The organism is Shewanella sp. SW1, from assembly GCF_025653545.1.
GTDB classification, from domain to species: Bacteria; Pseudomonadota; Gammaproteobacteria; order Enterobacterales; family Shewanellaceae; genus Shewanella; species Shewanella oncorhynchi.
The window spans coordinates 76524-95268 of record NZ_JAKKSG010000013.1 but is presented as its reverse complement, the minus strand read 5'-3'; the positions used below and the strand labels follow the sequence as shown (position 1 = coordinate 95268).

Here is an 18745-nt window from a genome sequence, read left to right as displayed (position 1 = left end):
TTAGACTAAGTTAAATGTTTCTTTATTAGTTATCGCTGTAGTTATACAAAAATTAATGTTTTAAACGCCTTTGGTTATAGGGTAATGCATAGAAAGTTGCGTTTTATCAACATTTACTATGCCGAAGCTATGGTAATTTTCGACTAATTTCCTACGTAGAGATGAACTTTAATGAAATTACAGCGGTTGTTTAAAGGCAGTGGAATGGCGTTATGGAGTCTATTCTGCGTTGCAATATTGAGCGGATTCTCACCTGCAGCATGGGCTATGACAGAAGGGATAGAACGGCTTAATTTAACCGCCTCGAGTGTGGGTTATGTTGCCGTCTTTGTGTTTGTACTTGCATACATAATGGTGATGGCTGAGGAGTCGTTACATTTACGCAAGTCGAAACCTGTGCTGGTCGCGGCAGGGATTATCTGGGGCATGATAGGTTTTGTGTATGTACAAAATGGTATGTCTGAAGTGTCGGAAGCGGCATTCAAACATAACTTGCTTGAATATGCGGAGCTTCTACTCTTCTTACTCGTGGCGATGACTTATATCAATGCTATGGAAGAGCGAAATTTGTTTGATGCCATTCGTGGTTGGCTTGTCGGCCGTGGGTTTAGTCTAAGAACCGTATTTTGGTTGACGGGGTTTATGGCGTTCTTTATCTCACCCGTGGCAGATAATTTAACGACTGCGCTATTGATGTGTGCCGTGGTGATGAAGGTGGGGGCAGGGCAACGCAAGTTTATCACCCTAGCCTGTATCAACATTGTTGTTGCGGCTAATGCGGGTGGCGCGTTTAGCCCGTTTGGTGATATCACGACCTTAATGGTGTGGCAAAAAGGATTAGTGCACTTTAGCGATTTCTTCCATCTGTTTATTCCTGCTTTAGTGAACTTTGCATTACCCGCTGCCATTATGAGTGTGTTTATCCCACATTTCGTGCCAGAGCCAGAAAAAGAGCATGTTTATACTAAGCCGGGTGCTAAGCGAATTGTTGCGTTGTTTTTACTCACAATCGCTACGGCAGTGTGTGCTCATTCCTTCTTAGGTATGCCACCTGTATTGGGTATGATGACGGGATTAGGTTTCTTACAATTCTTTGGTTTTTATCTGCGTAAAACCTTCAATCGTTCCGTTGCCCGCGAACGTGCAAAGGCTGAATTGCGTCAGGACGAGCAGCGTCTTCAGCAGCTTGGTAGTGTGGTGCCCTTCGATGTGTTTAGCAGGATCTCCCGCGCTGAATGGGATACCCTGTTGTTCTTTTATGGTGTAGTGCTATGTGTGGGTGGCCTTGGCTTTATGGGGTACTTGAGCTTAGTATCTGAGGCTTTGTATTCCAATTGGGATACGACCTATGCCAACGTGGCTATCGGTCTGTTGTCTTCGGTTGTTGATAATATTCCGGTGATGTTTGCTGTGTTGACGATGAACCCTGAGATGGCCTTAGGCCAATGGTTACTGGTAACGTTAACCGCAGGAGTTGGGGGCAGTTTATTGTCAATTGGCAGTGCTGCAGGGGTCGCGTTAATGGGACAAGCTAGGGGGATTTACACCTTTGGTGCCCATTTGCGTTGGACACCTGTCATTGCGCTGGGTTATATCGCGAGCATTTTAGTACATATGTGGCTCAATGCTGCGATGTTCTAAATAAAAGTACTGCTCATTCATCTTTTGGGCTGTATTGACGTTTGTGAGTCGTTTTGTAGCGAATTATTTAGCGAACAACATCGATCTAACAAAATTCAATCGCATAACGTCTAGATATCAATGAATAAAATAGAGGCATCCGATGGATGCCTCTATTTGTTTGGATATGTCATTGGAAGGATTATTGCGGTAGCACTTGAATTAAATCCAGCTCGTTATTGGCTTTTGCGCCGTAGATCTGAATCGCGACTTTAATTTGTGCCACTGAACCACTTGGATCCTGCTGAGCCCAATCTAAGCCTGCTATCTCAAATTGGTATTGACCGCTTGTGACTTCGGTTAATTTACCGCTGCATTCTCCAAGACTTTGGCAACGATAATTTTGGGTAACATGCCAGTGTTTCCATGCCTTCGGATTCGAGGATTCCTTGGCTTTGTCGGGGAACCCAAAATAGTAAATATCATAGGTTTTCGCCGCAGTGATCGCTTCTTGTTGCGCATCCGTCAGTGAAAATTGAATTGTCCCTGTACTCGAGTCAAATTGCTCAAGCTTGAGATTTATTTGCGTTGCTTCATCAATGTTTACTGCATTTTCGACGGGAGGTGGCTGCGGCGTTTCAGGCTCAGTGTTATTGCTGTCACTGCCACATCCTACGAGCATTAATGTCGCGAGGGTCAATGTGAGTAATGGGGATTTCATCACAGTCTCCTTAATTGAAATGCCCTGTATGGCAAGTGGTGCATTCCATGTCTGTTTTTACACTTGCCGCTGAGCCTAGTGTGCTAGTACTACCGTGACAAGTTTGGCAATCTTGTGCATCTGGTGTTGGTTTACTACCAACAAGGGCGCCGATATTCTCCCCTTGATAGGCACGATTTAATACATCGACTAAGTAATAAGCCATAGACGCGGATAAGCGGTAACAGCGTTCACCTTTTTTCGCGAATGGTAAGCCAGAAGCCTTTGACCAGTTACTGATAGATGAGTGACATAACACGCTCTTGGCTTTTGATGAACTGCCCACAAGAGCCGTTTTTTCTGCTGTCGAGCCAATACCAGTAACAAATTCAGGTAAAGATAAAGGGAGCGTTGTATTTTCGTAGTAGCGGAAGGTATTGGCTATCACGGCGTTATTGTGACCATTAATGTCATCTAAAATATTCACTAACATGCCTATCGCATTAAGATTACCGCAGAGTGTGCCTTGACCCGTTACCCCTGCAAAACCATAGGCGGCTAATGCCGTTGGGATTGTTTTGAACTTGTCTGCATCGGCACTATTAGATTGGGCTAGCATAGTCACAACGGCATGAAAAACTTGGTGCATACAACCACCACCCGTTTCATAGGCCAGTTTTGCTGTTGCCATTGCATCAAGTGGAACGTATTTAAGTTTCTCACCTATCGCTAATTGATATTGACCATCGGCATTCGTTGCCGCGAGAACCGATGTCCCCATGAGTGTTGCACCTGCCGCAGCGGTGCTAATACCAATAATACGGGTTAATGCTTGACGTCTATTTATGCTCATTATGTATTTCCTCTATGTAGGATTACTTCTATTTATCAAATGCTAAAGATAAATTGATTGCGTAAATTCTAAGCATGCTTGAGATAAATATTGTGATTTATGCCGGAGGATATTTGCTTTTTACATGAGCGGTAAATAGCGTCACTAAAATAGAATGAACCGACTTAAATTCTGCATTTTAATCAACTAAATAGATTGCAAGGTGTTCATCGTCCCGATATTTATTATATTTATGTAAATTTATGCCGAATTCTCCATGTGCTAAATGGCATTTATTCCTGTGAGCTAACGCATGTTTTTGCCTAATAGCGCTGAACTTGGGGGTCGTCTCACGAAAATTAACTATTTGCTGACTTGGGTTAGCAAGATCACATTAATCATTAGTTAGTTTGCATAGACTTAACTTTGTGTTTTTATGGAGTTGAGTGGATGTTGATGCAATTGGGAGACTGCAGGTTTGATCGGGAACGAGGCATACTGATTGAGTTGTCTCGCGATGAATCTTGGCATCTTCCTCGAGCCGAGTTACAAGTACTTAATTTGCTTGTTGAGCATCAAGGTAAGTTGGTTTCTAAGCATATGCTGAAGACGGGGGATGGAAAGCATCCGCCGCTAACTGATACCTCTGTGGCCCGTGCTGTTTTTATGCTTCGCAGCTTTCTTGGACCTCAATATGAGGGCTTGATTGAAACCGTGAAAGGCCAAGGTTATTTACTCCAACCATCTAATGGGACTGAGTTTAGAGGTGTTAATTACCTCAGATTGCACACAGTGCCTTTGTGGAGTGCCTTAGTGTTATTCGGGTTTATGTTAGCGTTTTCGGTGTTTTATTTGAATCATACGGATCACAGCAAACCAACCCAAGCACTTATGACCTCAATATTACCTTTGGCTTCTGGCCAGCAAGTACGATTACACTTATTTGCTGATTCCAATACTAATAACACTTTACTCTTCGAGTTAGGTGAGCGCTTAAGTGCAGGATTAATCGCCTGCGGTCAAAGTGATTGGGCTGATGTCTATGCTTCTTTGTCCCATGATAAACAAGTGCTTAATATTACTTTTCGAGGCGAAAAACTCGGTCAGTCAGTGATCCGTAATATTAAAATCAGTGATTTCACTCGACCGAAAACCTTTATCGATGCTGCTTGGCTGCAGGAGGTTAATATCTGTGGCTAAATGGCTAAAGTGGACGATTAATATTGTTATCTTGTCGGCATTGATTATGGCCTGCGGTGTGATATACAAACAGTCGGCTACTAATCAGACGATGATTTTAAATTGCAGCTCTGAATTATTCGACCGCCATTCTAGTGCAAATCCTAGCGGCAGTTCGAGTGTTAGCAGTGACGGTAAATTTTACCTACTCGTGGATGTTTTGATTGCCGCTGATAATACGCAGATCAATTATCGTTACTTTAATATTGACGGTACGAGTGCGGGCAATATTTTAATGCAAGGCAAAGTAGACAGTATTGAGGCCAATAGCATGACCTATAAAGTTACCGTGAAAACGAAAACGGAATCTGAAATTGAAAAGCAAAAAAATTGGCCAGAACATATGAAATATCTATCCTATATCAGCAGCTTACATTTTAATGACTCGGAAATGCACAATCTCAGTATCGAGGTGTTAGATATGGATGACACCAAAGATTATGCCGTGGTCCTTTTTCAGCCTAGCAATACCATTTGTGGATGCAGAATCGTAAATAGTAGAATTTAATCAGTGAATTTGAGTTTATTTCAGTTAAGATTAGTGCTCATTGATTTGTGATTACTGTGGTGAGTCTCCTGTGAGGGATTCATGAAAAGGGTGTTGTGTCTAAGATACGTGTAAAGCAAGAAGAATCCCTGTCGATTAAGTTCAGCCATCAGATGGAAAAGGGCGATAATCGTCAGCTTGATCTCTATTTCTTTTTACCTAAGGAAATGGGCATAGGCTCGCGCACGCTCAATGAAGAAGAGTACTACTACAGCTCAATAGTTGGACGTCGCTCATACTATTCAGAAGGCTTGCACTTACCTCTGGTGCAGGGGCGTTTTGCCAGTTTAAATCGCCGTACTGTTGAAGAATTCAGATTGTACCTAAATCTCTTCGCCTATCAGTTTGCGGTTGCGGTTGAAAACGATGTTAAAGAACTCAATCAAATCACAGATGTAACCCATTTTTATTTTGCCCTCGACGAATTACGCGAACAAATTGCCCAGTTGCTGAAAAAGTTTCGTCGTAACGAACCAGGTGATCCCAAATGGAAATCTTACTTTGAAAATGCTGATAACTACTTGTCTTGGTTTTGTGAGCAGCAGTTACTCAAAGTGCTCGCTTATGCCACTCGTACCAGTGATTTCAACGATATTTTAGAGCGGGTACTCACGCTCTGCCGTAATGAATGTGCCTATCGTGATGAGCATAAGTACAACTCAGCGCAAACTAAGCAAGATCCTAACCGTATCTCTAATAAGATGTTGTTATTGCGCCGTTTAATTCAACAAGGGGTGGTACTCAAAGAAGAGTTAAAGCCTTTAGGGATTGGCCTTAAAAAGTTTACGACAGGACTGGCGACCGCGTTAGTGATGTTGGTGGTGTCTGCGTTGATAATTCAAGCGCAGGGCGCCTTTAGTGGTTTTACTATTGCACTAGTGCTGACTTTGGCTGTGATCTATGGTTTCAGGGAAATCTTTAAGGACGATGTGCGCAATGCCATGTGGCGATTTATTCAGCGGGGTCGACCACGTTGGAGCCGCATTTTACGGGATACTACGAGTCAGGCGGTTATCGCTAAGCAGTTGGTATGGCTTGAGTTTATGCGTCAGCAAGATCTACCCGAAAAAGTCAGTGACATTCTAAAGCACAGACATAGCCAAAATAAGGTCGATGCGGAAATTCTGCACTATAAAATCGCTACTAAGGTGAATCAGAGTGAATTCCAAGCGGGATATTCGACTATTCAAGAGCAAGTGAGCTTTAGCTTAGTGCCTTTTGCCCGTTATTTAGAACGGGGTAAAGCGAAGATTTATAAGGAAGTTGAAGGCAAAATTAGTTATGAATCGGTTGAGCGGCGCTATCAAGTCAACCTGATTTTAGTGTTGCGTGATGGGCGCGAAGCCCCGCAGTATATCCGCTATAAAATCACCATGAACCGCTCGGCAATCATAGAAATTACCCAGAGCCAGTTGCCTGACTCAGTTAATGCACCCGAATCTACGATTGATGACGAGTAAAGGCTTGACCGATATTCTGATCGTTATTTTGCTTCGCCCGTTTTAGGGCGATTTCGGCATTATTCAGATATTGCTCTAATGTCTGGCCTTCTTGATAACCCGCAATACCAATACTAATACCTTCCCCTAAGCCATTACCATTGAGCTTTTCCATCATATTGAGGGCAAAGTTGTGCGCATGGGTGGCGTCTGTGTCAGGTAACATCACAATGAGCTTCCCTAGCTGCCAATGCAGAATTTGATAATTAGCTGGAATTTCAAGCAATAATTGCACTTCTATTTCTTGCTGACGATTTGCCAGTTGGTCGATATCACTCATGTGGCTTAGCATGCCCTCTGGATTGATATCCATTAACAGTAAGCTTGAACTGAGACGGCTTGGTGGCGGCAGAGAGTTAAAGTAACGTTCTAAATCTGCCAAATTCAGCAGAATAGTACTGCGATGGGGTACAAGGTTACGCTTCTCAGTGCCTCGACCACGCTCGGCGGCTTGCTCTAAAGTGCAGACGATATAATCAATCTCACCATCGGCGGCCACATGGCCCTTCAATGTGGCTTGCAAACAATTGGAATGCGCCTGTTTAGGTGAGCATAGAATTTGCCCTTGCCACTGACCTTGCATGGCAATTTGGGCGCTGATCCTCTGCCATTGATTGCCCAAATCATTCGCGAGTAATGACGCTAAATCTTGATTTAAATCGCCATTGAGTTGCATTAACGCATCGAATACAGGATTGATTTTAATCAGTTTACCGTTAGCATCTGTGAGGGCTGTCGCGACTGTGTTATCGCATAAAAGCTCACTGAGAAAAGCATTTTGTTTGCTGCTGATTAACTCACTGATGTCCTCAAGGGTGATTAATAGATGTGGTGAGCCTCGGCTCGCCCTTGGTGCTTGGCGGATATGAACGCGTAAAGTAGGGCCATCGATACTCTCTAGACTGATTTCACCAGACCATTGACCGGTTTTATGTACCTGCTCCATTAACTCCGTGTAGGTTTTATCATCGAGGCATAAGGTACGCTGTAGGCTTCGGTCTGTCAGTTCATCTAATGGTACTAAGGTCGCCTGTGCCGCTTTAGTATTGGCACTGATGACTCTGGCATTTTCGTTTACCATCATAAAGCCGATGTCACTATTAAATAAGCCATTAGCAACATCAATACTGTATTGGCGTGAACGCTGTTGTAAGCGATACATGTGGCTGAGTAGTACAACCCAAGCGGCTAAAACCGTTAATATTAACGATGCCACAATGACAATGTTTTGCCATTGTGAGAAACGAGCAGCTATGTCTGAGTTGCGCACATAGGAGAGTAAAAAATATTCTCTGTGAGTCTCAGGTTGGGCAGTGAGTTCGATTTTAAGGTAAACATAAGTGGCTTCTTCACCGTGGAATTGTCCAAAGTTGCTCATGGACATATCGCGCCACAGGGCCGGATAGCTCTGTCTTAAGCTTGCTCCTAAGGTCTCTGGCATATTGCTTAGAGGGGCGAGATCGCTCGCGCCAGCATAGAGTAATCCTTGAGTATCAAGCACTAACATAGGGGACTTATTGCTTGAAAAGGCTGGTTTTATGGCCTCCAGCATTTTTACCATAGAGTTGTACGTCACCAGATAACCGATAGAACTCTGATCGGGCTTCTCGAGCCACGCCATTTGATACATATAAGGTTCAAGCATGCCGTCTATCGGAACAAATTCCAGCGGCGAGGTATAGACCTCCTTGCCACCCATGCTCCGACTTGCTCCAAGTAAGGTCGGTGGTAAGGCATCTTTATTGAAATTAGGGGGAGTTGAGAATTTATAGTTACCTTGGGGATCGTACAGTGCAATGCCGAGTAACTCAGGAATATGTTTTACTAGATCTTGCCAGTTTTCCTGCAATTTAAGTTGTTGCTTGGCGGTAGGATTGCTTAAGTATTGTTTTAGCAGTTCCCCATTAGCGAAAATTTGGGTTCGAAATTGCTGAAAAGACACTTTATCTGCGATCAATGAGCCTATGGTTTGCAGTTCACTGTATCTTTGCGTTGCCCACTCTTCTTGCAGGCGTCTTTCACCTAACGTAATGATTAAGTGAGTTAAAATAATCATGCCAATCACCAGCATAGAAAGCTGGCTTGCAATAGCGAGTAAGCGTTGATGCGACCAATAGATCCCTTGGGTTAAAGAGAGCAGTGGCGCAGCGGGATACGTGCTTGGGTTATTCTTCAGCATGAACCGATTATGAGTGGGTGAACTGTTAATTTCGCTATGTTAACACGAAAGAATTGTTACGACAGTGCCAAGTTACTCAGCAAGATTCCTTGAGTAAAAGTTAAGACGATTCACACATGTACCACTCACGTAATCGACAGTGTTATCTGCTTGGGTATTTCAGTCGATTTTGGCTGTATTAGAATGCCGTTTAGCCTAAGGCGCCTAATATGCGATGCTTGAATTCGCAGCCGTAGGACTCAACTTGTTCACGACAGATGTCGATATCAACCCCCGCTAATCCTTCGATGGCTGAAACTTGTACCGTTTCAATATAGTGTGGCGCTAATGCGATGAAGGCATGTACGGCAGCATAGGAACCGGCGAGTTTGGGGCGACAATGTTCCATATAGGCGGCTTCATTATCCGCATTGAGGGAAATGGATAAACTATCAACGCAGTTGGCCAGTTCTGGCAAAATATTGCGCCTATGGACTAAATTACCTAAACCATCGGTATTAATGCGTACTCGCCCACCTCTTTGTTTAATTTCTTTCGCCACCGCCAGCAAGGTTGGAAGATTTAAGGTCGGTTCGCCATAGCCACAAAACACATATTCTTCGAAGTCTTTAACATCGCCAAGCAGTGGAATAATTTCTTCGGGCTTAGGTTGGTGACACAGTGCCAGTTGATATTCGTGGATCTGTTTACTGCCATTATGTTTTGGACAAAACGCGCAGCGCAGGGTGCAGCGACCCGTAATATTAAGGTAGCGACTGCGACGAATATCATAGACAAGCGTTTCAGTCGCACAGGTTTCATTTGTGCAAACTTCATCTGTTATATGACCGTTCGCTAGGGTTTCTGTGGTGATAACTTGTGGTTTATCAATGCTTTGCTTGTGCAGATGCTCAGACATAATGATGGGTTTCATTCTAACGATAGCTGACGACTTAAACACAGTGTAGCGAAAGCCTGATGCGATAACTGTCAACTAGATCGCAACTTGAAAGCTCAAGCCACTCGCAGCAGACTCAAAATGACATAGATGATTGAGAGGTTATTGACTCGCACTGAGGATTAAAAAGAGAGCCTAAGCTCTCTTTTTAAGGTTCAAGACATTGATTAACTGCTTCTAGTTAACTTCCTATAGATAGTCTTTTTTATAGTCAGTGGGGACCGGCGGCTCTAAATGCTCAGGTGTAAAGTCCACTTCATGGTCTTTTTTAGGCTGCCACCACCAATGGAAGAAGCGGCTGCTAGTGCGCTTAACGTCGTCGAGTATGATGTACAGCAAGGGTACTAAAATTAGCGTCACAACGGTCGAGAACAGGATACCGAAGGCGAGGGATGTCGCCATAGGGATCACTATTTGCGCCTGTAAACTACGCTCGAGAATAATAGGCACTAAACCGACGAAGGTGGTGAGTGACGTCAGGATGATCGCCCTAAAACGGTAACAGCCTGAATCGACCGCCGCCTGCCTGACCGATTGCCCTTGCTCCCGCGCACGGTTCACAAAGTCCACCAAAATCAAGGAGTCGTTCACTACCACACCCGCTAATGCTACTATGCCGCAGAGACTTAACACGCTCATCGCGAGTCCCTGAATCAAGTGACCAAACAGAGCGCCGATAATCCCGAAGGGGATCACAGACATGATGATTAACGGCTGACTGTAGGATTTAAGTGGGATTGCCATTAGGGCATAAATGGTGAACAGTGCAAAGAAGAAGCCTTGCATTAAACCGACCATGGCATTCTGTTCATCCAAACTGCCACCGTCCAGTGCAGTTTGGATTTTAGGGTACTTGGCCTGCAATTGTGGCAGGTAATCTTTTTGGATTTCTTGCACTACTTTTGAAGGTTCAACGATGTTTTTGTTGGCATTTGCCGTGATGGTAATCGCTCGCTTGCCGTCAACACGGGTAATTGAGGCGTAGGATTCACCTTTCTCAATTTGTGCCACAGTAGAGAAGGGAACCGAGGTGCCCGTTGGCGTGCGGATCAGCATGTTTTCCAGATAACCCACAGTACGACGTTGCTCTAATGGGTAGCGCACCATCACCTTGATTTCTTCTTTATTACGCAAAATACGTTGGGCTTCATAACCATAGAAACCGTAACGCACTTGGCGAGCTAAATCGGAAAGGGTCAGGCCCAGGGCTTCAGCCTCTGGGCGTATCTTCAGGCGAATTTCATGGCTACCCGAGGAAAAGTTGTCGGCAATATCGTACACGCCTTCGTAGCTGGCAAGTTTTTGCTTCAACTCTTTAGAGGCTGCGGACAGCTCATCGAGGTCACTCGAGGTCAATCTGAAGGAAATATCGCCGCCGGCATCGTTGGTGCTCGCGTTAAAGCTGAGTTTTTTGACCGACAAAAGCTCGGGCAATTGTTCACGCCACGCGGCAGCAATCGTCACGCCATCGACTTCCCGGTCTTCACCTTTCGTCAGTTCGGCAAAAATGAAGGCCGAGGTACGGGAGCTCATATTGATAAAGCTGTGCTTCACCACTTGATAACCGTTATCTTTCTCCATTTTTTCGTTCATCTTGTACAGGGCTTCTTCTATGCTCTGTACCACTTTTAAGGTGTTACCTTCGGAGCTGCCTTCATCCATCTCAAGTTCAACTTGAATAAAGTCTGAGGGAATGTCTGGGAAAAATACCCAGCGCACTTTGCCACTGGCGACTAAGGCAATAGACAGAATTAATACACCGATAAAGGCCGCGACCACGTTGTATCTGTGTTTGATACAGCGCTCGAGAAAGTTGCGATAGCTGTGGTGAATAAAGTATTGCACTCTGTCGTTAAAATTGGCTTTTAGGTGGCCAAAGAATCCCTTTGGTGCGCCAGGTTTTTTAAACTTCATGTGCGCTAAATGCGCTGGCAGAATGAACTTAGACTCTACCAGTGAGAAGGCTAAACAGAGGATGACCACCATACCGATGGATTTCCAGATAATCCCCATAGGGCCAGAAACCATTAACATGGGAATAAATGCCGCAATTGTAGTTAAGACCCCGAAGGTCGCGGGCATCGCCACTTTTTGCGCGCCGCGGATCACGTTCTCAACCGAGTGACCGTGGCGTTCGACCTCTGTGTAGGCACTCTCGCCGATGACAATGGCATCATCCACCACTATTCCGAGCACCAAGATAAAAGCGAATAGGGTCAACATGTTGATCGTCATGGAGAAAGGTTCGAGCGGCATGACCAACATAGTGCCGAGGAAACACACGGGTATCCCCATCATGACCCAAAATGCTAACTTCAGATCGAGGAACATGGCTAAGATGATAAACACCAACAAGGCACCGTAAAACATGTTTGACATCATCATGTCTAAGCGGCCCTGGAGATAGTGGGTCATATCACCCCAAGTATCGAGTTGAGCGTTCGCTGGCAATGTGGCGCGGCGCTGCTCTACGTACTGTTTGACTTGGTCTGCAATGTCTAAGGCGTTTTGATCATCAATGCTGGTAACTTCAATAATCGCAGCGGGTTTGCCGTTAAAGCGGGTATATTCCAAACGTTCTTCGAAATCATCTTTGATGGTCGCCACTTGTGGCAGCATCACGCGGCTACCGTCGGCGCGAGTTGTGACGACTATATTGGCAAAGTCATCGCCCGTGTAGGCTTGGCCTTTGGTGCGCAATAGGATATCGCCATCTTGAGCACGAATAGAGCCGCCTGGTAAGTCTAAGGAAGAGTTTTGCACTGCTAATGCGACCTGCGAGAAGGTCAAACCGTACTCTCTTAACTTATTCTCAGAAACTTCAATACCGATTTCATAATCGCGCACCCCAGTCACTTTCGCACGGGTTACCGCGGGGAGTTGGGTTAAATCGTCACGAACCGACTTAGCCAATTCTTTCATATCGTGGAGTGTCATATCGCCATAAACAGACACCCAAATGACGTTATTCTCAGGTTTGATTTGAGAGATATTCGGTTTTTCGATGTTCACTGGGAAGGTTGAAATTGCATCTAACCGCAGTTTGGCTTCATCGAGAATGGTCTGCACTTCGTAACCGTCTTCAACTTCAACAGTAATCGAGCCAACGCCTTCGCTAGCCACAGAAGTCACTTTCTTGATGCCGTTGATATCTTGGATGGCTTCTTCAATCTTGATATTGATGCCTTCTTCGATTTCCTGTGGCGCCGCACCCGGATATGCGACGGAAATATTTAATAAATTGAGTTCGAAAGAAGGAAAAACCTCTTTATTAATCAAAATACTGCTGAACAGGCCGCCGATGAGCAGAACACACATTAATAAGTTCGCGGCCACACTGTTGCGGGCGAACCAAGCTAAGATCCCTTTTTGAGTGTCCATTATTTGACTCCAGCGGCCGCAAGACTCGATTCAGGAGTATTTTCTTTTGGTGTCTCAGTGGGCAATGCCGCTTCACCTAAAATTTTGACCATTTGCCCATTTGCCATACTGTTGAAGTGGGTCGTAGCGACGCGTTCGCCCGTTTTTAGACTGTCTTTGATGAACACATTTTCTAAATCACTACGAACCACATTTACTTGGCGCATTTCAATGATATTTTTGTCGTTGACTAGGGCGACTTGGTCGTTACGAACCACATGGCGGGGTAGTTTGACGATGCCATCGACAGTGCGGCCCTTGATGACTGCATTGACGAAGCTGCCGTATTTAAGTGGTAAGCTACCTGGCACTTTATTCGCGCGCAGATAGGGATCTTTGATTTCTGCGACTAAATACACCATGCGATTTTCGGCATCGATAACACCTTCACTGCGGATAATATTGCCTTCCCAAGTATTTTCTTTGCCCGCCAAAGAGGCGCTAAGCGTGACTTGGGTATCGGGATTATCGACAGACTCTAGATAGGCTAAATCATCATTAGAAATGGGTAAGCGGATTTCGGCAACGCTAGTGTCATAGAGCTCACCTAGATTAGTGCCTAAGCTAACGTATTGCCCTAAATCGACATTTCTAACTTTGATTATGCCATCAAAGGGCGCGCGAATAACCGTGCGCTCAAGGTTTCGTTGGGCGCGCGCCAGTGCTGCTTGTGCATATTTTACGTTAGCTTGTTCTTTTTTGAGTTGCGGGATACGTAGACCTAACTCAGGGGGCAAGCCCTTGTCGTAGCCTTTGAATTCGATTTTAGCGACTTCACCACGGGCTATTTCTTCGTTCAGTGCGGCTGTGGCTTGGGCCAGCGTCGCTTCGGCTTGCATTAAGTCAGCCTCGTAATCTGAGGGCTCGATTTGCGCTAATTGGTCGCCTTTCTTGACTATGCCACCTGCAACAAAATGAGGAGAGATAGTGAGCATTCTGCCTTGAACTTCGGTCACGAGTTGGGTTTTATACTTTGGGGTAACCACGCCGTAGGAAGGTAAGTTTAGCGATACTGTTTGCTGAGTCACTTGCGTGACATCAACGATAGGAATAGGCATCTCTTCAGGTTTTTGTTCTGGCGCCTCCTTCGTTTGCATTAATAAGGCTGCGCCAAAGACAAACAGCAGCAGAATAAGAAAAGGAGACAGTCTCCTCAGTAGGGTCTTCATCATATAATGGTTAAATCCATGCTAATCGCGTAATGGGGTTAAAGTAGCAGAGTCGGCCACGCCAATAAATTTATTTTTGTAAATTAAATGTTTCTAAAAGTGATGCCGCGACAGATATGCGCATCATGCATCGATATTTGGGCGAAAATTAGAGCAGAAAAGTGATGAAAGGTTCAGTTAGGTGATTGGAATATATTGAAATAAGAATGAATTCGCATTGGGGTTAACCGCTCTAAAACCGCCGCATTTCATTCTATATAATTAAACATAGCAGGATATTTTTAGTAAAATCACCCACGTAAGTTATATTTTGGTAATAAAAAAGCCGCATATAGCGGCTTTAGTTTGGTGAATTTAAGCGGGTGTTACTTTTTCTTACGGGCGATTTTACTCGCTTTCTTTGCCGCTTCTTTCTTGCTCGTTTTCTTCGCAGCTTCTTTCGCTTTCACTTTGGCTTTTTTCTTACCCGGTGTGCGCGCTTCTTTATTCTTTGGACGCAGCTCTTCGATCACGCGGCGTTTCAACGGTTGCTCGATATAACGCTCGATTTTACCAACGATACGCATGTCGTGGGCTTCGGCAAGCGAAATCGCGGTACCTTTTGCGCCAGCGCGGCCAGTACGGCCAATGCGGTGGATATAAGTGTCGGCAGAACGTGGCATATCGAAGTTGATCACATGAGTGATATCGTCGATATCGATACCGCGTGCAGCCACATCGGTCGCCAACAGGACATTGACTTCACCTTTAGTAAAGCGACTCAAGGCTTGGAAGCGTTTCTTCTGTTCCATATCGCCACGCATAAAGGCGCAGGGAATACCGACTTTAAGTAACTGGCCTTCTAGGCTAGAAACGATGTCGCGGGTTTTCACAAATACGATAGTCCGTTTGACATCTTCTTGGCGTAGCAGATGACACAACAGCGCAAATTTATGCTCTTTATCATCGGCTAAGTGGATCCATTGGTGGATCTTGGCTTTTTCACTGCGAGGGGCTTCAACATCGATTTCAATCGGGTCGTTTAACACTTCACGGGCAAAACGTTGTACACCGCCGCCTTCTAAGGTGGCAGAGAACAGCATGTTCTGTTTGCGGCCTTGGGCCTCAATAGCAATGGCTTGCACCACAGAAGAGAAGCCCATGTCTAACATGCGATCGGCTTCGTCGATAATTAAGATATCGACTTCTTGGGCGTTGAAATTGCCTTTGTCTAAATATTCCATCAGGCGGCCTGGGGTCGCGACCAGAATATCGACGTTGCCTGCTAAGGCTTCTTCTTGTGGTCCATAAGGAACGCCACCAGTAACGATAGCAATATCTAAACCTTGGCCTGTGGCTAGGTGACTCGCATAACGGTGGATTTGGCTGGCTAACTCACGGGTTGGCGTGAGGATTAGCACCCTTGCTTGTCCCGCAAAACGACGGGGAAAGTCGATCAAATGTTGTAGCGATGGCAGTAAAAAGCTCGCTGTTTTGCCTGTTCCTGTCGGGGCGCGCGCAAGAATATCTCTTTGCTCTAGGGCGTAAGGAATCGTTTCTTGCTGAATCGTAGTGGGTGAATGATGCCCCATGGCATTAAGCGACTCTAATAAGCTAGGGTCAAGCTGGAAATCTTCAAATTGCATGCGCAGCGTCTCGACGGATAATAGCGAAGCATTATAAAGGTTATGGCGGTTAACTTAAATAACTTATCTAGATCTCCTGTGTTTATCTTCTGTGTCAGTAAAGTTTTATGGTAATCGGCATAAGCTAATTACTTTTAGGTCAATGTATTAGCATTTAATTTGTGGGAAATTGGACCTTTCGTTAAATTTGCCAAACTTAGCTAGCTTTACTTAATGTGTCAGGATTGGACTCGATATCAGTATTTAAGGTAAAAATCTTGGATCAATTGCACCATGGTTTGTGTGTATTGGCCAGAACGTTCACGAATAGTGATATCACTGAGCTTTGGAGCAATTGGCGGATGAGCCTTGTGGGCGAGTACGCAGAGCACTCGATTAGCGCTTTTCCCTACAATGCTGATAAGGTTGGTTATTTCAATCAAATTGAGCTGAGAGTGCGTTAATATTTCGTCGAAACGCACCATACTCTGCATTGGTAATATGAGGCTTGCTTTTCCTTGTGGTGCTAGGCACACATGAATGGCATCGAGTAGTGCGGTAAAGCTTAAGCTATCTGTGTGACGGGCCATAGCGCGCTGGGATTGTATCGCTTGCGTGCCTTGCTCAAAATAGGGGGGATTACAAATTATGTGTTCAAAATACCCTTGATACTCAGTTTGTTGGCAAAAGTCTTGGATGCTGCTATTGACTAAGGTCAGTCGATTAGCCCAAGGACTATTGTGGAAGTTATGTTGGCAAGCGTGGGCGGCATTGGTGTCTAATTCGACACTGGTGATATGTGCTTGACTGCGCTGAGCGGCCATTAAACTGAGTAAGCCGCTGCCTGCGCCTATATCTAAGATTGATTTCGCGGTGGTCAGTTGTGCCCATGCCCCAAGGACGACGCTGTCTGTGCCTACGGCCATGCCGCAATTCATGTCATCGATATGAAATTGTTTAAAAGTGAATGCCATGGGGAGTTAATTTTGCCGTTCTAAAGTGATTTAGGCCCAATATTGGGCGCGCAATATTCTAATTCTAGCCCTCATTTTTAGCTAATGTTTTTAAACAGTCGTATCTGTCCTAGCTGTATGAATTTGTGTCGCCAAATCATTTACTATTTTACGTGGTGATACTGATTTCACTTAATTAACGCTTTAATTTATTGCCTTAGAAACCTTTTATTAGCAGTTAATTAGCATTATTTCGTTTTTTTTGCCTGAACGGACTTGTTGTCTTGTATTGATGCTTTAAGTCTGGTATTAGTTTCGCCCCCATTTTTAATCACTTTTAAGATTAACGGATAGGTAAACGAGTTTGTTGGTGAATTAGTCGTCAGTTAGGCTACATAAACGTTCGCCATCGTTTATAAACTCGGCAGATATCGAACATATTTACCACGGAATTGTGTAAACATAGATTTGCACTCCGGATGGGCTTTGTTTTAGCTATGGCTAATCGACACATAATCACTTAAGTTTGTAAAAAAACAATAAGACAAGATGGGGCTTCCAGTGCAAGACAATCAGATGAGTATCGGAGATACATTAGGCTTAGGTTTTATGACCTTTGCGTTCTTTTTAGGTGCGGGAAACCTAATTTTTCCACCATTCGCGGGTATGTTAGCGGGCGAAAATATGCCCCTCGCCATGTTGGGTTTTTTGATTACCGCCGTAGGTTTACCTTTAGTTGGACTGATTGCCGTCGCTAAGGCTCAAGGTAAGGTTATGGCTATGCTGCCAGTATTTGCAGCAACGACATTGGCAGTCGCGATTTACATTATTATCGGCCCTGCTTTTGCTGCGCCGCGTACGGGATTAGTGGCTTACGAGATTGGCGCTAAGCCATTTATCGATGACACCACGGCAACGTTTTTGCTGGGCAGTTTAGAATTAAACCTGACGCAACTGCTATACACATTAGGTTTCTTCGCTGTCACTATGTTGCTGGCGCTTTTCCCTGGTAAGTTGCTCGATAGCGTAGGTAAAGTATTAACGCCTATTTTATTGATTTTATTGGTCGGATTAGCCGTTTCAGTGCTGTTTTTACCTGCATCCGAAGTAGGCCAAGCTGTGGGGGATTACCAACAGCATCCGCTGACCAAAGGTATTTTGGAAGGCTATAACACTATGGATACGTTAGCATCCTTGATGTTTGGTATGTTGATTATTGATATCCTGCGTAAAAAGGGCATTGACCAACCCAGTGATCAAACTAAGTATCTAATCCGTGCAGCCTTTATCGCCGCCGCTGGTTTAACTTTTGTGTATGTGTCCTTGTTCTTTTTAGGTGCAACCGCCGGCGACATCGCTATCGGCACTAAAAATGGCGGCGAAATATTAACAAATTACGTGACCCGCGAGTTTGGGGAGCTAGGCTCAGTCTTGTTGTCATCAGTCGTGACTTTAGCTTGTTTGACCACTGCGGTTGGACTGGTGAGTGCGTGTTCTGAGTTCTTTAATGAGCTGATGCCTAAACTGTCTTACCGTTTCCTCGTGATCTTTTTAAGCTTGATATGCGCTGTGATTGCGAACGTGGGCCTAAGTCAGTTGATTGCTATTAGTATTCCCGTATTAATGACGATTTATCCTGTGGCTATTGCTCTTGTGGTTGTGACTTTCCTGACCGCTTATTTTGCGAATCCACAGTTTGCACATCGTGCAGTACTGAGCGTGGCACTGTTTTTCGGCATCTTCGATGGTCTTAAAGTGGCAGCGAAAAGTTTGACTGACGCTGATGGTCAAGCCATGAATGGCTTAGCACAGGTTTTTATCCATATAGTGAATGTTATGTCTCCAGTGTTATCTAAGCTGCCACTCTATGAAGAAGGTATGGCTTGGTTATTGCCGACCATTGCGACGATTGCACTGTGTTTAGTATTCGGTCGTGGCCGTGGTCAAACGGCTGCAGCCTAGGCTTTGCATTCTAGTTCTCGTCTTTATGCTTAACTCAGTTAAGCTTATGCAGGCTTAGACATATTTAAATTAATATCAACGGCG

13 protein-coding genes are annotated in these 18745 nt (G+C 44.7%); 5 read left to right on the top strand and 8 right to left on the bottom strand.

Features of this window, described 5'->3' with window-relative positions; genetic code table 11:
* Positions 1-171: 171 nt before the first annotated feature.
* Positions 172-1641, top strand: a complete 1470-nt coding sequence (nhaD, locus tag L5M71_RS13085) for a sodium:proton antiporter NhaD (RefSeq protein WP_173246601.1) — start codon at positions 172-174, stop codon at positions 1639-1641.
* A gap of 181 nt (positions 1642-1822) precedes the next feature.
* Here nhaD and L5M71_RS13080 read toward each other — a convergent pair whose 3' ends face one another.
* Together L5M71_RS13080 and L5M71_RS13075 are read right to left on the bottom strand one after the other, a co-directional pair.
* The gene (locus tag L5M71_RS13080; protein WP_263208212.1) at positions 1823-2341 is read right to left on the bottom strand and encodes a hypothetical protein; all 519 of its coding nucleotides are present in this window, start codon (positions 2339-2341) and stop codon (positions 1823-1825) included.
* Between the two features lie 10 nt (positions 2342-2351).
* A complete protein-coding gene (locus L5M71_RS13075; protein ID WP_263208209.1) occupies positions 2352-3173 on the bottom strand; it encodes a cytochrome c3 family protein in 822 nt (273 codons plus the stop codon).
* Positions 3174-3602: 429 nt separating this feature from the next.
* On the opposite strand from L5M71_RS13075, the gene L5M71_RS13070 reads away from it, so the two are divergent.
* From L5M71_RS13070 to L5M71_RS13060, 3 genes are all read left to right on the top strand, one after another.
* Positions 3603-4352: a transcriptional regulator gene (locus L5M71_RS13070; protein WP_105250092.1), complete on the top strand. Its 750-nt coding sequence runs from the start codon at positions 3603-3605 to the stop codon at positions 4350-4352.
* On the top strand, positions 4345-4899 hold the full coding sequence (locus L5M71_RS13065) for a hypothetical protein (RefSeq protein ID WP_113939813.1): 555 nt from the start codon (positions 4345-4347) through the stop codon (positions 4897-4899). The genes L5M71_RS13070 and L5M71_RS13065 overlap by 8 nt, the downstream gene beginning before the upstream one ends.
* A gap of 95 nt (positions 4900-4994) precedes the next feature.
* Positions 4995-6398, top strand: coding sequence for a hypothetical protein (locus L5M71_RS13060; RefSeq protein ID WP_028761621.1), 1404 nt, complete (start codon positions 4995-4997; stop codon positions 6396-6398).
* Here the strand turns inward: L5M71_RS13060 and L5M71_RS13055 are convergent.
* The 6 genes from L5M71_RS13055 to L5M71_RS13030 all read right to left on the bottom strand — a co-directional run bounded on the left by L5M71_RS13055 (position 6379) and on the right by L5M71_RS13030 (position 16720).
* Positions 6379-8616: a PAS domain-containing protein gene (locus L5M71_RS13055; protein ID WP_173246598.1), complete on the bottom strand. Its 2238-nt coding sequence runs from the start codon at positions 8614-8616 to the stop codon at positions 6379-6381. The two genes, L5M71_RS13060 and L5M71_RS13055, sit on opposite strands and share 20 nt — an antisense overlap.
* A gap of 190 nt (positions 8617-8806) precedes the next feature.
* Positions 8807-9514, bottom strand: coding sequence for a TatD family nuclease-associated radical SAM protein (locus L5M71_RS13050; protein WP_263193010.1), 708 nt, complete (start codon positions 9512-9514; stop codon positions 8807-8809).
* A gap of 228 nt (positions 9515-9742) precedes the next feature.
* Positions 9743-12934 carry an efflux RND transporter permease subunit gene (locus L5M71_RS13045; protein ID WP_263180094.1) on the bottom strand — a complete coding sequence of 1064 codons (3192 nt, stop codon included), beginning with the start codon at positions 12932-12934 and terminating at the stop codon, positions 9743-9745.
* Complete coding sequence (locus L5M71_RS13040; RefSeq protein WP_263181973.1) at positions 12934-14145, bottom strand: efflux RND transporter periplasmic adaptor subunit; 1212 nt, start codon at positions 14143-14145, stop codon at positions 12934-12936. Before L5M71_RS13040 ends, L5M71_RS13045 begins: the two co-directional genes overlap by 1 nt.
* A 362-nt stretch (positions 14146-14507) precedes the next feature.
* On the bottom strand, positions 14508-15767 hold the full coding sequence (srmB, locus tag L5M71_RS13035) for an ATP-dependent RNA helicase SrmB (protein ID WP_105250089.1): 1260 nt from the start codon (positions 15765-15767) through the stop codon (positions 14508-14510).
* Positions 15768-16003: 236 nt separating this feature from the next.
* The gene (locus L5M71_RS13030; RefSeq protein ID WP_263208207.1) at positions 16004-16720 is read right to left on the bottom strand and encodes a tRNA1(Val) (adenine(37)-N6)-methyltransferase; all 717 of its coding nucleotides are present in this window, start codon (positions 16718-16720) and stop codon (positions 16004-16006) included.
* 528 nt (positions 16721-17248) lie between these two features.
* Here L5M71_RS13030 and brnQ point away from each other — a divergent pair.
* Positions 17249-18661 carry a branched-chain amino acid transport system II carrier protein gene (gene brnQ, locus L5M71_RS13025; RefSeq protein ID WP_168824874.1) on the top strand — a complete coding sequence of 471 codons (1413 nt, stop codon included), beginning with the start codon at positions 17249-17251 and terminating at the stop codon, positions 18659-18661.
* The last annotated feature ends 84 nt before the right edge of the window (positions 18662-18745 follow it).

Bases quoted from the DNA above. Each gene is read 5' to 3' on its own strand.
- nhaD (WP_173246601.1), top strand. From the start codon at position 172: ATGAAATTACAGCGGTTGTTTAAAGGCAGTGGAATGGCGTTATGGAGT.
- L5M71_RS13080 (WP_263208212.1), bottom strand. From the start codon at position 2,341: ATGAAATCCCCATTACTCACATTGACCCTCGCGACATTAATGCTCGTA.
- L5M71_RS13075 (WP_263208209.1), bottom strand. From the start codon at position 3,173: ATGAGCATAAATAGACGTCAAGCATTAACCCGTATTATTGGTATTAGC.
- L5M71_RS13070 (WP_105250092.1), top strand. From the start codon at position 3,603: ATGTTGATGCAATTGGGAGACTGCAGGTTTGATCGGGAACGAGGCATA.
- L5M71_RS13055 (WP_173246598.1), bottom strand. From the start codon at position 8,616: ATGCTGAAGAATAACCCAAGCACGTATCCCGCTGCGCCACTGCTCTCT.
- L5M71_RS13050 (WP_263193010.1), bottom strand. From the start codon at position 9,514: ATGTCTGAGCATCTGCACAAGCAAAGCATTGATAAACCACAAGTTATC.
- L5M71_RS13045 (WP_263180094.1), bottom strand. From the start codon at position 12,934: ATGGACACTCAAAAAGGGATCTTAGCTTGGTTCGCCCGCAACAGTGTG.
- L5M71_RS13040 (WP_263181973.1), bottom strand. From the start codon at position 14,145: ATGATGAAGACCCTACTGAGGAGACTGTCTCCTTTTCTTATTCTGCTG.
- srmB (WP_105250089.1), bottom strand. From the start codon at position 15,767: ATGCAATTTGAAGATTTCCAGCTTGACCCTAGCTTATTAGAGTCGCTT.
- L5M71_RS13030 (WP_263208207.1), bottom strand. From the start codon at position 16,720: ATGGCATTCACTTTTAAACAATTTCATATCGATGACATGAATTGCGGC.
- brnQ (WP_168824874.1), top strand. From the start codon at position 17,249: ATGGGGCTTCCAGTGCAAGACAATCAGATGAGTATCGGAGATACATTA.